The sequence below is a fragment of the Candidatus Nanosynbacter sp. TM7-008 genome, from assembly GCF_022828245.2.
In the GTDB taxonomy this organism is placed as follows: Bacteria; Patescibacteriota; Saccharimonadia; order Saccharimonadales; family Saccharimonadaceae; genus Nanosynbacter.
This window is the reverse complement of record NZ_CP157587.1, coordinates 354,085-368,776: the sequence shown is the minus strand read 5'-3', so window position 1 is coordinate 368,776 and position 14,692 is coordinate 354,085. Positions and strand designations below refer to the sequence as shown.

The 14,692-nt window shown below is 41.6% G+C and carries 17 protein-coding genes and 4 tRNA genes; 17 read left to right on the top strand and 4 right to left on the bottom strand.

Going from position 1 to position 14,692, the window contains the following annotated elements; translation table 11 throughout:
* Position 1 precedes the first annotated feature (1 nt).
* The 13 genes from LRM48_RS01980 to LRM48_RS01920 all read left to right on the top strand — a co-directional run bounded on the left by LRM48_RS01980 (position 2) and on the right by LRM48_RS01920 (position 8,248).
* Positions 2-865, top strand: coding sequence for an alpha/beta fold hydrolase (locus LRM48_RS01980; protein WP_243812395.1), 864 nt, complete (start codon positions 2-4; stop codon positions 863-865).
* Positions 862-1,437, top strand: a complete 576-nt coding sequence (cyaB, locus tag LRM48_RS01975) for a class IV adenylate cyclase (RefSeq protein WP_243812396.1) — start codon at positions 862-864, stop codon at positions 1,435-1,437. The genes LRM48_RS01980 and cyaB overlap by 4 nt, the downstream gene beginning before the upstream one ends.
* 33 nt (positions 1,438-1,470) lie before the next feature.
* Positions 1,471-1,767: a hypothetical protein gene (locus LRM48_RS01970; RefSeq protein ID WP_243812397.1), complete on the top strand. Its 297-nt coding sequence runs from the start codon at positions 1,471-1,473 to the stop codon at positions 1,765-1,767.
* A gap of 67 nt (positions 1,768-1,834) precedes the next feature.
* On the top strand, positions 1,835-2,974 hold the full coding sequence (gene trpS, locus LRM48_RS01965; protein WP_243812398.1) for a tryptophan--tRNA ligase: 1,140 nt from the start codon (positions 1,835-1,837) through the stop codon (positions 2,972-2,974).
* Positions 2,975-2,986: 12 nt separating this feature from the next.
* Positions 2,987-4,132, top strand: a complete 1,146-nt coding sequence (locus LRM48_RS01960) for an RluA family pseudouridine synthase (RefSeq protein WP_243812399.1) — start codon at positions 2,987-2,989, stop codon at positions 4,130-4,132.
* Positions 4,133-4,942, top strand: a complete 810-nt coding sequence (locus tag LRM48_RS01955; protein ID WP_243812400.1) for an AAA family ATPase — start codon at positions 4,133-4,135, stop codon at positions 4,940-4,942.
* Positions 4,943-4,952: 10 nt separating this feature from the next.
* Entirely contained in the window at positions 4,953-5,636 is a 684-nt protein-coding gene (locus LRM48_RS01950; protein ID WP_243812401.1) for a tetratricopeptide repeat protein, read from the top strand.
* 43 nt (positions 5,637-5,679) lie between these two features.
* Positions 5,680-5,756, top strand: a tRNA-Thr gene (locus tag LRM48_RS01945).
* A gap of 6 nt (positions 5,757-5,762) precedes the next feature.
* Positions 5,763-5,847, top strand: a tRNA-Tyr gene (locus LRM48_RS01940).
* A 91-nt stretch (positions 5,848-5,938) separates the two neighbouring features.
* The gene (locus tag LRM48_RS01935) at positions 5,939-6,226 is read left to right on the top strand and encodes a hypothetical protein (protein ID WP_243812402.1); all 288 of its coding nucleotides are present in this window, start codon (positions 5,939-5,941) and stop codon (positions 6,224-6,226) included.
* A gap of 47 nt (positions 6,227-6,273) precedes the next feature.
* A tRNA-Thr gene (locus tag LRM48_RS01930) sits at positions 6,274-6,349 on the top strand.
* A gap of 610 nt (positions 6,350-6,959) precedes the next feature.
* A complete protein-coding gene (locus LRM48_RS01925) occupies positions 6,960-8,003 on the top strand; it encodes a DNA cytosine methyltransferase (protein ID WP_243812403.1) in 1,044 nt (347 codons plus the stop codon).
* Positions 7,958-8,248: a hypothetical protein gene (locus tag LRM48_RS01920; RefSeq protein WP_243812404.1), complete on the top strand. Its 291-nt coding sequence runs from the start codon at positions 7,958-7,960 to the stop codon at positions 8,246-8,248. The genes LRM48_RS01925 and LRM48_RS01920 overlap by 46 nt, the downstream gene beginning before the upstream one ends.
* A 4-nt stretch (positions 8,249-8,252) precedes the next feature.
* Here LRM48_RS01920 and LRM48_RS01915 read toward each other — a convergent pair whose 3' ends face one another.
* Complete coding sequence (locus tag LRM48_RS01915; RefSeq protein ID WP_243812405.1) at positions 8,253-9,047, bottom strand: hypothetical protein; 795 nt, start codon at positions 9,045-9,047, stop codon at positions 8,253-8,255.
* 12 nt (positions 9,048-9,059) lie between these two features.
* Positions 9,060-10,046 carry a DNA (cytosine-5-)-methyltransferase gene (dcm, locus tag LRM48_RS01910; protein ID WP_243812406.1) on the bottom strand — a complete coding sequence of 329 codons (987 nt, stop codon included), beginning with the start codon at positions 10,044-10,046 and terminating at the stop codon, positions 9,060-9,062.
* Between the two features lie 454 nt (positions 10,047-10,500).
* Between dcm and rpmG the strand changes: the two genes are divergently transcribed.
* A complete protein-coding gene (rpmG, locus tag LRM48_RS01905; protein WP_129632843.1) occupies positions 10,501-10,719 on the top strand; it encodes a 50S ribosomal protein L33 in 219 nt (72 codons plus the stop codon).
* A 66-nt stretch (positions 10,720-10,785) separates the two neighbouring features.
* On the opposite strand, the gene LRM48_RS01900 is transcribed toward rpmG, so the two are convergent.
* The gene (locus tag LRM48_RS01900; protein ID WP_243812407.1) at positions 10,786-11,988 is read right to left on the bottom strand and encodes a glycoside hydrolase family 57 protein; all 1,203 of its coding nucleotides are present in this window, start codon (positions 11,986-11,988) and stop codon (positions 10,786-10,788) included.
* Positions 11,985-13,187, bottom strand: a complete 1,203-nt coding sequence (locus LRM48_RS01895; RefSeq protein WP_243812408.1) for a glycosyltransferase family 4 protein — start codon at positions 13,185-13,187, stop codon at positions 11,985-11,987. Before LRM48_RS01895 ends, LRM48_RS01900 begins: the two co-directional genes overlap by 4 nt.
* A gap of 126 nt (positions 13,188-13,313) precedes the next feature.
* Between LRM48_RS01895 and LRM48_RS01890 the strand changes: the two genes are divergently transcribed.
* The 3 genes from LRM48_RS01890 (at position 13,314) to LRM48_RS01880 (ending at position 14,688) form a co-directional block, all read left to right on the top strand.
* Positions 13,314-13,390, top strand: a tRNA-Trp gene (locus LRM48_RS01890).
* A gap of 60 nt (positions 13,391-13,450) precedes the next feature.
* A complete protein-coding gene (locus LRM48_RS01885; protein WP_129744334.1) occupies positions 13,451-13,993 on the top strand; it encodes an AAA family ATPase in 543 nt (180 codons plus the stop codon).
* A gap of 2 nt (positions 13,994-13,995) precedes the next feature.
* Positions 13,996-14,688, top strand: coding sequence for a YgjP-like metallopeptidase domain-containing protein (locus LRM48_RS01880; protein WP_243812409.1), 693 nt, complete (start codon positions 13,996-13,998; stop codon positions 14,686-14,688).
* The last annotated feature ends 4 nt before the right edge of the window (positions 14,689-14,692 follow it).

Sequence of the window (14,692 nt, the reverse complement as noted above, 5' to 3'; positions counted from 1 at the left end):
TATGTTGGACAAGATTATCCATCGCTGGTTACGGATTCCGTATGCATTGAACGTGCATTATTTTTCTCGTCCGGAAAAACCGAAAGCGACGATCTTACTTATTCATGGACTGGGAACTTCGTGGCGAACATGGATGCCGCTGGAGCCATATTTGCCGAAGGACACGCGAGTTATAGCAATTGACATGCTGGGATTTGGCAATTCGCCCAAGCCTGATTGGAAATCCTACAACGCCCATGACCAAGCCGCAAGCATCGTCGCCACTTTGCGCAGGGAATTCATAAATCACGTCGATATTATCATCGGTCATTCTATGGGCTCGCTGGCTGCCGTAGAGCTCGCCAAGCAATATCCGAAATTAAGCAAGTCGCTGATTTTGTGTAGTCCGCCGATATATTATCCGAGGGTTGACGAAAAAAATCATCATCCAGAGAAGATTTTGCGTGCGCTTTATGAGTTTTTCAATAGCCATCCGCGCAGCTCGAAACGTTTTTTGCAATTCGCTGATCGGCACAATATTTGGCCTGACGCTGGATTTAAGGCTGATGAAGTTACCTCCGAGTCGTTTTTAATCGCCCTGAATACTGCGATTATCAATCAGACGACAATGAATGACATTGCTAAGCTCACTCTTCCGATTGCTATTTTGTCTGGAAAACTCGATCCGCTGATTGTCGAGAGAAACCTGAAGAAATTGGCAAAAGACCATAACAACATCACTCATACGTCAATGGCAACTCAGCGGCATGAAATAACTGATAAATATGCAAAGAAGTTGTCGGAAATTATGAAAGAGCATTTGGCGGGAGAATATTCACCAAAAACGAGTCATCTTATAGCAAAATCCAAACGAGGAAGCTTATGATTGAAGTAGAGTCCAAATTTAAGATATCGGGTGACATGACGCAGAGCGATCTTCTCGCCATTCTTAAAGACCAATTCATCGCGCCCATCTCAAGCAAACGCCAAATTGATACGGTTTTTCTATTGCCCGAACAAGTTGACGCGCCAATTGTTCCTGGATCGAAAATTATGCGAGTGCGCGATGTTCTTAATCCGGAAACTGGTGAGCTGCAGCGGAGCTTGATGACGCTGAAGGCCGAGGGACAGACAAAGCTAGTGTCTGATGAATATGAATTTGTAGTTGATGACGGAAATGCGGCGCGCCAAATGCTCACGGCATTAGGCTGGCAAAAAGTCGTTACGGTTGATAAAATCCGCCTTGAGTCAAAGACTGAGGACTATACGATCTGCATCGACGAAGTTGCTGGATTGGGGTTATTTATTGAACTGGAGGTTTTGACCGAAGACAGTGCCGTCGTAAAAAATATTCAGCAGCAAATGTGCAATTTTCTGAAAAACCTGAACATTGACGGCAAATTATGGAAAATTCCGTACGACACGAGCATTAGAAATCTGCAAAATAACGTTAGTTAACGTATACTTATCAATATTAAACATAATAGACACATGAAAGTTGACAACAACTACATTCAACAGGCTGTCATTGCTCGTGAAATAATAGACCTTTACCGAAATTCGCTAGATAAATATGAGGTGGCGGAGTCTCTTAGCTCGTTATGTTTTGCAATGGCGCGATTAACTAACTGTGATAAAGTTGACTATCCAGCAATTGACTGGGATGATTTAGCAAGTAACTTTGATGGCATAGCAACATCCCAGGACAGTGATGTATCATCCCTACGAAAGATAAAAAAAGACATAGAGTCCGTATACAAAAAGTCTTTAAAAATTACAGATCAATAGCTAAGTTAAACTAGAAAGAGAATATCATCCCATTACTTAACGATCGAATAATGTTATAATATACTTAATGAAACCATCAAAACCCATCATCCTCACTGGCGTGCGCGCCAACAACAACATCCACATAGGTAATTACTTTGGGGCTATTTTGCCAATCATCAACATGGCGAAACGTCGCTCGGACGAATATGATATCAATCTATTCATCCCAGACCTTCACAGTTTTACGACGCCAATTGACCACAGTAAATTATACGACAGCATTCTGAACAACGCGCGAGTTTATACCGCCGCCGGATTGCCACTGGACAACCCTTCCATTCATCTTTACCGCCAAAGTCGCATTCCAGCGCACAGTGAACTGGCGTGGATTCTGGACTGCTTCACTGGATTTGGCGAAATGGGTCGGATGACGCAGTTTAAAGATAAATCACACAAATTTCTTGATGAGATTGACAGTAAAATAAGCCTACCAACTAGTAGACAGAAAGCGTGGGACGTAGTTCATACAGGTATTTCTGTTGGACTATTTAACTATCCCGTCCTGATGGCTGCCGACATTCTACTTTACGGCGCGACTTACGTGCCAGTTGGCGACGACCAGACTCAGCATTTGGAGTTCACGCGTGATATTGCCGAGCGAATGAATCGTAAGTTTGGCGAGCGAATGAATTATTGTAACTTTGTCGATCTATTTATCGTGCCGAAACCTGTAATTCAGCAACATCAATTCTTCGGAAAAGATCAAGGATTGAGGATTAAAGATCTCGCGAATCCAGCGAAGAAAATGAGTAAATCTGATGAGAGCGGCAGGGGAATTATCTTCCTTTCTGACGATCCAAAATCGGCACATAAGAAAATAATGAGCGCAACAACAGATTCAATTGGCAAAGTTCAATACGACAAGGAAAATCAGCCGGGAATTTCTAATTTGCTAGAGATTTTGACTTTGGTTCGCCAAGACGCTGGCAGAGAAGTTACTCTGGAGCAGACCGCCAACGAGTACTTTGGAATGGATCGTTATGGCGATTTCAAGCGAATCGTGGCTGACGAAGTTGCGGAATTTTTGGAGAATTTCCAGAATCGGCTTGCGGCAGTTGATGAGCAAGCGATTGAAGAGAAGTTGGCTTCCAGTGAAAAAGACATGAATGTCGTCGCCAATGAAACTTTGTACCGCGTTCAAAAAGCCGTGGGGCTTCGAAAATAAGGAGCAAATCGCGTGAAAATATTACCTCGAACAGTGCTGAAAATAGCTAGATTGTACAAATTAGCAGACGACAATACGCCCGTCAAAGCACTGCGTCGATTGGAAATTCAAACGGACGAGTCGCACGTTTTTGCGGAATTTATTTTGAATAAGCAACATTTTGCATTGCTTTACGGCTCGATTGTTGACGAAGAATCTATTGACGAGCTGTGGACGGAAAAACCAGATAACGCCGAGATTTTGCCGAATCCACTAGATCCAGAATTTATCGAAACGCCGTTCCAGGGAAAATATGTCATAATGTTCCAAATTTCGCCAACCAAAGTTCGCTTGGATATTTATTTATCGACCAAATTCGACACGACAATTTCCCGAAGTCTTTGGCAAAAATATATAAAAGCTAGATACGTTTCGGTTAATAATAAAGTCGTGACGACGCCGAAGTTTGAGGTTGATGAGACTGATGAGATTGCGCTTAATTTGCCAGAAAAAGAGCAGGCGGACGTTGATTTGCCGATTTTATACGAGGATGATGATGTGATTGTCGTCAATAAGCCAAGCGGGCTGCTGACACACGCAAAGGGTGGACTTTCTGACGAGCCGACGGTTGCGGAAATAATTCGCCCCAAAACCTCATTCGCAACGGACACCGATCGTCCAGGAATTGTTCACAGGCTTGACCGCGACACCTCAGGACTACTGATCATAGCCAAAAACCCAGAATCTGCTGCGCATTTACAGAGGCAATTTGCCGAGCGAACAGCCAAGAAAACCTACATAGCGATAACCGACGACAAGCCAAAGTTGAATGCCGCAAAAATTGACTTGCCGATTGGTCGCAATCCTTCGGCGCCGAGCACGTTTCGCATAGATCCGAACGGTAAACCAGCTCAGACGACTTACCATGTTTTGGCGGAAAATGATACTCAGTCGCTTGTGGAATTGAAGCCGACCACTGGTCGAACTCATCAATTGCGTGTCCATTTGGCTCACTTGAATGCGCCGATTCTTGGCGATCGAGTTTACGGAAAGTCTTCGGATTGTCGTATGATGTTGCATGCTCAAAAATTAGAGATAACTTTGCCGTCTGGTGAGAGAAAAGTTTTTGAAGCCGCAATTCCTAACGAATTCAAGAGATTCTTCCCAGAGGATTTATAGATGCCTGAAGTGATTATATCCGCTCGAGATACTCAAAAAATCAGCCAGATTTCATCGCAATTACCGCACGCACTTTTGGTGATTGCGGATTACGGACTTGACGGGCTGGGCGTAGCTAAAATGCTAGCAAAAAATAGCGATACTTTTCATCTGAAACCGCTTCCAGAAAAGCAAACCATATCTGTTGACCAAATCCGTGAGCTTATCTCTACGCTCCGAACTTACGCCATAAATCGTCGAGTTATTATCATTGACGAAGCTGATTCGATGACCGAGCCATCGCAAAATGCATTCCTGAAAGCACTAGAAGAACCGAATAAAAACACCAATTTTATCCTTGTCGCGAAAAACCCGAAGTTGATGCTTGATACTGTTAGATCTCGTTGTCAGACATTGACGCTTCATAAAACGACATCCGCTCAGGATAAAAAATTGCTTGAAAAGTACAATTTAGACCCAGCTTCCAGCCAGCAGATCCTCTTTCTCGCGGCTGGACGGCCGTTGTTAATAAAGGAGCTGGCGGAAAATCCAGAAAAATTCGCCGAATATCGACAATTAGCCACCGACGCAAAGCAAATTTTAGCCACGAATCGGGAATATAACACGTTTAAGAATCTCGCCAAATACTTTTCTGACCGCCAAAAAGCAATATTGCTGACGGATATTATAGTGAATATGATTCGTTTTCAGGCTTTATCCCACGGAATGAATCCGTCGCTTGAAGAGCAACTTGAAAAAACCACTTCTGTTGCGAGCGCGTTAAAGTCTAACGCCAACGTCAGGCTGGCGCTGACGCAACTTGTGATATAATAGTATAGATATGTTTGGATTACTCCTCATTCTAATTTTAATGATTTGGGCGATTTTTTATCATCCGTCAATCAAAGAAACTGGCGATTTGCCAACAAAGATTACTGAAAAGCTTGACCAGTTATGGGGAATTGCTCAGGAATCAATTCGCGAAAATAAATATCTGCGAGCAGAAAAGGCATTATTGACAATTTTGCGAGTCGACGAGAAAAACGCCACGGCGTACAACCGTTTGGGGATTTTATACGCCAAGCAGCGCGCATATAAAGACGCCATCGAGTGTTTTGAGATTGCCCAGAGTTTGGAACCAAGCGCCTCCAGCCTTCATAACGTCGGCTTAATTTACTACGAAACAGAGAATTACGAAAAGGCGTCACTAGCGTTCGAGCAAGCGCTGGAAATGGAAGATGATTTGGCGGCGCGCTACATCGCTTACGCTAAGGTTCAGGAAAAGATAGGGAATACAAAGAAGGTCATCAACGCCCTGGAAAAAGCTGTCGAATTAGAGCCGATTCCTCAGACGTTGAAAATTTTAGCGGAAGCATATGACAATGCTGGACAGACCGAGCTAGCTGAAGAATTACGTAAGAAAGCTACAAAAATGCTAACTCCGACGACATCATCAAAGAAAGCCGACACGCCACGTCCACGCCAGCAGCGCAAAATACATCAACCACGAAAAATAGTTATGTAAACTCTTGTCACAGAGAGAAAAAATTGATAAAATAAATTCAGTTGCCGCTTTAGCTCAGTTGGCTAGAGCAACGGTTTTGTAAACCGTAGGTCCTCGGTTCGAGCCCGAGAAGCGGCTCCACATCACGCTGGAATCGTGTAGTGGCAATCACAGGAGACTGTAAATCTCCCGCCGTAAGGCTTCGTAGGTTCGAGTCCTACTTCCAGCACCAAGTTTGAATCATCGTCGCCTGAACTGGCGACTTTTTGATAGCGTAGAGCAGTAATATTGACTTTTATAAGCATATGTGCTATTATATAGGTATGTTTGAATTTACAAAATCTATTCTGGCATTATGGAATAGCGAAAAAAACCAACGATTGAAATTACAATACGCTTATATTATGTTAGCCATAATTGGGCTAGCTGTAGCGGGATTATTGACATTATTTAACGCTTCATCAGCACACTTGGCGGCATCAGCGTCAGGAATACTGTTCGTTACATTCTTAGTCAATAGCGTAGCGTGGGGAATAATAGAGGCATTTGTCACGCCAAAACTGCCAAAAGAAGCCAGCACGCCAGCCAAAAAGTCCACTCGTAAAAAATAGCCCAGTTGATTAAACATGGCTTAATATGCTAAAATTAAGCCTGTTACGCCGCGATAGCTCAGTTGGTAGAGCGCATCCATGGTAAGGATGAGGTCTCGGGTTCAAGCCCCGATCGTGGCTCCATTCGAAATTGAAAACTCAGAGTTAAGTCTCTGAGTTTTTGTTGGTTCAATTAGGGTTGTCAATTTGGTATACATAAGATTTATTGATTACTCCACAAAGGCAGCAAAGATGCCTAATACTTTCAATATTAACTTTAAGTAGGGGGGTAATCTATAGGCATAAGAGATAAAGTTCGTATTAGGCTATTCGGGCGATCAAGCAACTTTTTGGTCGATAAAGCCATGAAGGGGATCGATTCGTCTGAATAGCCTGACACACAAGCAATTTGTAAGGTTATCGTAAACAATGATCGCAACCATCTGTATTCGTTATGGTTCAAGACTCGCGACCATGCTCGTAAATATAGGAGAACCTTAAAAGAGGAAGACCACTTCGAAGCAGTTTATATTATCAAGCAGGAATTTACCTCGGAGGGGTGTTATTATATCCGAAACAAAAATCTTTTAGGAGAAGCGACTATGGTTCTAGATATCAATTTTCTTTATTTCGGCCAATTTATATAGATATAGAGGTGTGATGTGAGGATCAATGACGAAAATTAACATAAACTAATTGCAATCTTTAGCGCTTTGCGCTATAATCTTATTAGAATAACAATGAATGGAGGTTTATGATTGAAATTGAAAATAAATTGTTAGATGGTTACACATTTATCGACTTATTTGCTGGCCTAGGTGGTTTTCATTTAGCGCTTAATTCACTTGGTGCAAAGTGCGTCTATGCCAATGAATGGGATGTTCCAGCACAGAAGGTTTATGAGAAGAATTTTGGCATTATTCCAGAAGGCGATATCACAAAAGTTAACGAAAAAACAATACCAGACCATGATATTTTATGTGCAGGTTTTCCTTGCCAGGCTTTCTCAATTAGCGGTAAACAACGTGGCTTTGAGGACAGCCGTGGAACGCTATTCTTTGATGTAGCAAGAATTGTTAAAGAAAAGCGTCCAAAGGTTGTTTTCATGGAGAATGTGAAGAATTTTGCATCCCATGATGGCGGCAAAACGATTTCGGTCATCAAGGCTACAATGGAAGAATTGGGCTATTCCTTTAATTATAAGGTTCTTAACGCTGTCGATTATAATGTACCGCAAAAACGCGAGCGTGTGTATATGGTTTGTTTTAGAAATGATCTTGGTATCTCAGATTTTGAATATCCTGAGCCTATGAAGTTAACGAAGCACGTCGAAGATTTTTTGCTAGATAAATGCGATGAAACCGAAAGGCTTTATGTTGATCGACCAGACATTTATTACAACGATGTTGAAGATAATCAATATAGCAACAAGACAATTCGGTTGGGCATTGTCAATAAAGGCGGACAAGGCGAACGTATCTATAGCACTAAGGGCATTGCCATTACCCTTTCTGCATATGGAGGGGGGGTTTTTGCAAAAACTGGTGGCTATTTAATAGATAAAAAACCTCGTAAACTTCATCCTCGCGAATGTGCAAGACTTATGGGCTTCCCTGATTCTTACAAAATAAGCGACAGTAACCACCAAGCGTACAAACAATTTGGAAACTCGGTCATCATTAATGTTTTACAATATGTAGCACAAGAAATAGGACTTTCATTATTAAACTCTAATCATTCAAGGAAGGTCGTATGGACGAATTCGGATTCAAAAATTGGCTCAAACGTAGCGGTATAAAAGACAAAGTTGCTGGCGATTACATATCGAGATTAAGAAGAATGGCTCGCGAACTTCACGTTGATTTAGATAGGGAATACAAGTGTGGCGGCTTGTTGCCCCTACTTTCAATTTTTGAAAATACTGGAAATAACGAACGTATGAAAAAATATCCAAATGCTAATTTTCCCATAGGAAAGTATTATATTAATACATATAAATTAGCATTAAAGAAATATATAAATTTTAAAGATGAAACAAAATAATCTTCTATGCTTTCAGTTCTTCAATGAACTTTTCGTCGGATAATTTATAGCTATCGTTGACATATTTTACTGAGAATATTACGTTAGCGTTATATGTATTCGATAATTTTCTTATTTCGTAACGGCTACCGCCCTTATAAGAAAACATAAAATTATTACCATCTATCTCAATCTCTACTTTATCTACGGAGAGCTTAGTCTCAGCAACTAATTTCTTTTCTAAAACCGCAAGTCTCGTACTAGCAAAATGAGCCTTTATATAATCGGATACCCTGTCTACATATTTTGCCGGTACAGGTGAAGAGCCACTTTTCTTTACGCGATATTTTGCAGTGACACTGAATGCTTTATCAAAATCATCGAGAGGCACGATCGCGAAATTTTTTGATATAAAGAAACGCGTTCGCTTTTCACTATAGGTAGTTTTTATCCAATTGCTAAAAATCTCCTGTGCGTTAGGTATATCTATGTCAACTCCGGCAGTTCCTACGTCTGCAAATTTATCAAAGTGCTTATTAAGATAATTTATAATGTCTTCAGAATACTCATTTAACGTCGTTTTATTAAATTCGCTATATTGGAATCTCCTTGTTTCCTTGTTCGGAAACAAAACAAATTGTCCGCACTGTGCTCGCTCTTCTTTTGCTTCTATGTAAAACACCCTACCAATCTTAGTCTCAACTAGAATATCAGATACCGTAGAATCGGAGCCGCCCTGACTAGCAAAACTGGCGTATGCTGAGAATTTGCTCTTTAAATATTCTGTACATTTATCTTCGAAAACTTGCCAACTTTGCATTTATAGTTCTCCTTAACTATTAATTTTATTTATTATTAATTGTCCTAAACTTTGAATTACGTTGACGGTCATGGCATTTCCTGCTTGCATCAGCAAATGCCTATCAGTAACTTTACCTCTTGCTCTTTTCGCGATATATGAGGGGAATCCCTGGAGCAACAGCGCCTCATAGCCACTCATCTGGTATATCTTTCCACCATGCACATAATAAAGCCCATCGCGTTGAGCACGTAGTGTGGGAACTTTATCGTCATAAATCCTTAGGTCAGACATCCGCGTATCCAATACCTTACCTTCCATTTTTAATAAATCTCTCACTGCATATTTTCCCTGATTCGTTTTGTTATTAAGATAATATGGCAGTATTTCCAAGTTTTCTTTAGAAATTGGATAATCATCAACTAAAAATCCGTCAAACAAATGTGGTTTTTCTACTGTATCGGGAAATTCAAAATCTTTTACTTTGAGATCGTTCCTGAAACCAACCACATAAATACGCCACCGCATCTGTGGTACTCCGTAGTCAATACTATTCAAGACCTTATGATAGATTGAGTATCCTTTATTCTTCAGCAAATCAATAATTATCTGGAATGTTTTTCCATTATCATGCGTCGTCAGTCCTCGAACATTTTCTAGCAAAAAACATTTTGGTTTCTTGCTACTAATAATTTCGGCTAAATGAAAAATTATTTGCCCTCTAGAATCATCGAAGCCAGCCTTTCTTCCCATGACTGAAAACGTCTGACATGGAAAGCCAGCAATTAGCATATCAAAATCGGGAATTTGATCGCATTTAATTCTTTTAAGATTACCGTAGTTCTTTTCTCCGCCTGATTCGTGCAGAAGACAATAGGTGATATCGGCTAATCTACTTGTATCAGATCGTCCAACACACCTAAGTCCATTAAGTTCTAGACCGAGTCTACCAGCACCAATTCCAGAACAAAAATCGAAGAAAGTATTTATTGTGTCTGTCGCTTTCGTATCTGAATTCACTCTATGATTATAATATATTTGTCGGCCACTTGACAGAGAAGATGATTATGTTTGTGCTTATTCTGCTAAATTGTGATATAACGAAAGTAGATAGCCTGTGAAGGAATAGCTCTAGGTTTCCAAATGGAAGTAAGGCGAAAGCCCGAGAAATCCTACGACCCTGGGGCTATCTTTTCTTTTATATGTAGTACTATATAAGGATGTAATATTGGAACTTGCGGATGATATGGCAAAAAATATGCCGCTTAAAAAGATTGACGACAGACACCTTGAGCCAACAGATGAATGGCTGGATAAATATTTATACTTGGAAAAGAAAGATTAGAGTCTGAAGCTCCTTGTCAATTGGCGAAGTAAGCATGAAAATTAGTAAAATCTGATATGGTACTAGCATTTTCACTTCACCCATGCTATAATTAGTCAAGACGTTTTATAAAATCTAACGAGTAAAGAGATGGCAAAGAAGAATACGAAACGAAAGCTGATTGGTTTGGTGAGTAACTTGAGCAACCACCGAACTTACTATACTACTGTTAACACCCAGAACCGCACCACAAAAGGTCAGGGTAAATTGACACTACGTAAGTACGACCCAATTGCAAAGCAACACGCTACTTACACCGAGACTAAGAAGAACCTTGGTCGTAACGAAGTTAAAGCTCGTAAAAGCTAATTTAACAGGATTATACAGAAACTCCCTCGCATTAAGAGGGAGTTTTTATTTAGCAAGAACATTTGATTATTTTCTCAATCGAGATTTCATATCACGAATGGTGTTCATATAGTAGAGAAAGGCGTCGTATGGCGAATTATACGGGCTAAAATAAGCGTGGACGTCGCCGTCGGTAAAATTCTTCGTCCCCATGTAATAGAAGTGGTCTGAAGTTTGCAATTTTCGCCAATCGCTAATTAAACCTTCGTCCTTACTATTCAAGACCTCATCCTCAAGCTCATAGACATATCGCAAAGCTTCTTTCTGCAGGCTGTTTCCGTTCCAAGCCGTCAAATCCCGCTCGGCGTCCGCCCACGTTACAGGCGACGGCATACTTATTTCACCGGCAGGCGCATTCGCGTCCAGTGCTTCGCTAACGGTATAGAAAGTATTGCCGTCAGCGCTCAGCCATTTATTAACAAACTTCTCAAAGAAGCCGAAAATCCCAGATTCCGCCCATTGATGTTCGCCGAAAGTTTCATAGTCCATAAACAAGTTAAGCAGTGGCGCGTAACGAACAGAATCTTCCACCCATGTATTAAACTTATCCGCGGTCAGCGGCCATTCATTCCATTTTCGATCACCAAACCTAAACGCCAAATCATCGCTCAATCGATAATTCTTAAGTAGTAATCCAATCTTCTTCGTGCCTCTCGGGCGATATACATAATTCGGACTGCGCCAATTCAGAATCGGATCCCAGCCTTCAGCCAACACACCCTTAAAGCCATCCTGCTCAGCCCATTTCGCCAAGTCATCACTATACGCCAATTCCGTATTTGCTAAAACTCGCGTTTCTGCACCAAAAATCTCGCGAATCTTCCAGCGATGAAGCTCAACTTGACGCTCGAACTCCTTGCGCGAATAGAAAAACGCCAGACTGTGATGATACGGACTTGATAAGATTTCTACTTGACCAGTCTTTACCAAGCGCTTGAAACTCTCCAAAACTTCAGGATTAAACCTTTCGGCTTGCTCTAAAAACGTTCCGCTAAAACTCAGCGAAATCTTAAAATCAGGATACTTTTTCAGCAATTTTTCAAGCAAAGCATTCATCGGCAAATACGACTTTTTTGCAACTTTTTGGAATATTTTTTGATTGTCCTGGTCTGGATTTTGACCGCCAGAGAAATAATTATGCTTCCAAGCCACGTCAAATATACTATACTCGCGTATTCGCCACGGTTGGTGCACGTGTAGATATAAAACTATTCCTTTATTTTTATTCATGCCAGCGCTCCTTTATACAGTTTCAGACATTTTCTAGCGGCGTCTTGCCAGGAAATTCTCGCGTATTCATTCTTAACGTTTTTCTTCAAAGATTTCTGTAGGGCAGGTGATTCAGCGATATTAACAATTTCATTCGCCAATTTATTCACATCCCAATAGTCAAACCGCATAATATTATTCAGAACCTCGCCGACGCCGGATTGACGACTAATAAGTAACGCCGTGTCATGGTGCGCCGCCTCCAAAGCAGTCAAACCAAACGGCTCAGAAACCGAACTCATCACAAAAACATCAATCAAACAGTAAATATCTCGCCACTGTTTTCCGCGCACAAATCCCGTAAAAATCATCTTATCGCTAATCCCTAAATCTGCCGCTAGCTCAATCAGTTCATCTCTTTGCTCGCCATTTCCAGATAAAACAAAAACGATTTTCTCATATTTTTCAAGCGCCTTCGCTGCAGCTCGCACAAAATACGTCAAACCCTTCTGAACCGTAAGTCGCGTCAACGCGCCGACAACCGTATAGCCGTCCTTTTTCAGCTCCTCCAAGTACCTGTAAGTGCTGGCGTCATACTCATGTGGCGGCAAATCAGCCAAATCAATCGCGTTATAAACCACCTCAATTTTCTCTGGCGGAATGTGATAGTTCTTAACAATTATTTCCTTCGTAATCTCACTAACGGCGATTATCCGATCAGCCATCAACAAGCCTTGCTGCTCAATTTCGTGAACCAAAGGATTTCCTGACTGCTCGCCAGAACGGTCAAATTCCGTCGCGTGAACGTGCACAATTAGTGGCGCGCCCGTCATTTCTTTGGCAATTATTCCAGCTTCCATCGTCAACCAATCATGCGCGTGAATCGCATCGGGCTGATGATTTTTTACAAACTTCCGAACGTATTTACCGTAACGCCTCTGCACGGCACGCATTGGTGAAAGACCGCACTCGTCCTTAGCGTTTTCACGATCTTCCTCTGAACCGTTATTATACGCACCCAAATCGTGATAATTCGGCGGCAAAGGAGTGGCTGAATAGATATTCATATAGTCAATTCCAGGATGCTCGGCGGTGTAGGGGATAATAAAATCAATATCAACGCCCTCTGAAGCAAGCGCCTTCGACATCTGATAGCAAGCAACACCAAGTCCGCCACTATTGTGCGGAGGAAGTTCCCACCCAAGCATTAAAATTTTCATCTCTGAGTTAATTGTAGAACTACGCTTATGTTTTTTCAAGGGATTTTGGGATCTTTTTCACGAGTTTTTATTTTTCACAATTTTAACATTTGCGACAAAGCTAATTCGTGATAAAATAGTTGCTATAGGAGTGTAGCTCAGGTGGCTAGAGCACTGGTCTCCAAAACCAGGTGTCGGGGGTTCGAGTCCCTCCACTCCTGCCAAGATTCTCGCTTGAAAGAGAATCTTTTTTATTGGTCAAAAATCTGCTATAATTTTTCAATATGAAACCTTTATCACCTTCACTTCCGCATATCATCGCCATGGTTGGTGCGCCAGGTTCAGGGAAGACACAATTCGCTGTAGAATTTGCGAAGATTTTCAATTCTCCAGTGGTAAGTTCTCGACAATTTGAAGTTTTTACGGACAATACAAAGACCATTTCTGACGCAACATTGTCGCTTTTGGAAGAATTTTTGAAGACTAAGCAAACTGTCATTTTGGACGGATCAACAGATCAGCGCACGAATCGTATGCGTATCAATCGCCTTGCCAGGGAATACGGATATAAAGTCCTATTTGTTTGGGTACAAACCGATCCCGCCACCGCCAAGCATCGCTGGATAAAGACTTACGGCGGAAATGATGAATCTTTCGAGCGACGATTGAAGCAGTTTTCAGCGCCACACAGCAGCGAATCTTACGTCGTGATTAGCGGTCGCCACACCTTAAGCAGCCAAGCTCGCACTGTTCTCAAGCAAATTGGCGCCAGTCGCCCAGAAGCTCCACGCCGCCCAATTGCCGGAAATCGTATTAACATAGGTTAACCATGACAATTATTACCGACGAAGAATTCGGAGAAATTGTCGTTAAAAAACGCAGCTTAGCAAAGAGCATTAGCTTGAAAATTGCGCCAGACGGACGAATACAAATTACAATGCCGCCATATGCGCCGCTGTTAGCTGCAAAGGTATTGGTCAAAACTTCCCGGAAGCAAATCCGCGAATTAGTTTCTCAATACAGAGAAAAACTTTCTTACACGAAAAATCAGCAAATCGGCAAAAGTCATAATTTATTGATACAAACGACCACGAAACCTTCGAGTGTAAAAATCGTCGGAACGCAGATATTGGCAGAAATCAACGAGGCGGAATCCGTCGAATCGGCCGCAAACCAACAACTTATCCGCAGTAAAATTCTGGTCGCGCTCAGAAAAGAAGCCAAGTCATATTTACCAAGGCGATTGTCATTTTTAGCGAAAGAACACGGCTTTTCTTTTGCTCGGAGTAAAATCACACACTCATCAAGTCGCTGGGGAAGCTGCTCCTCATCTGGGACGATTAGCTTGAATATCGGAATGATGAACTTGCCGTTTGAGCTGATTGATTACGTAATTATCCACGAATTATGCCACACCAGACATATGAATCACTCGACGAAATTCTGGGACGAAGTTGCCAAATTTGACCCGCATTATAAAATCCACCGAAATGAATTGAAAAAATATTCGCCATACATATAGAAAC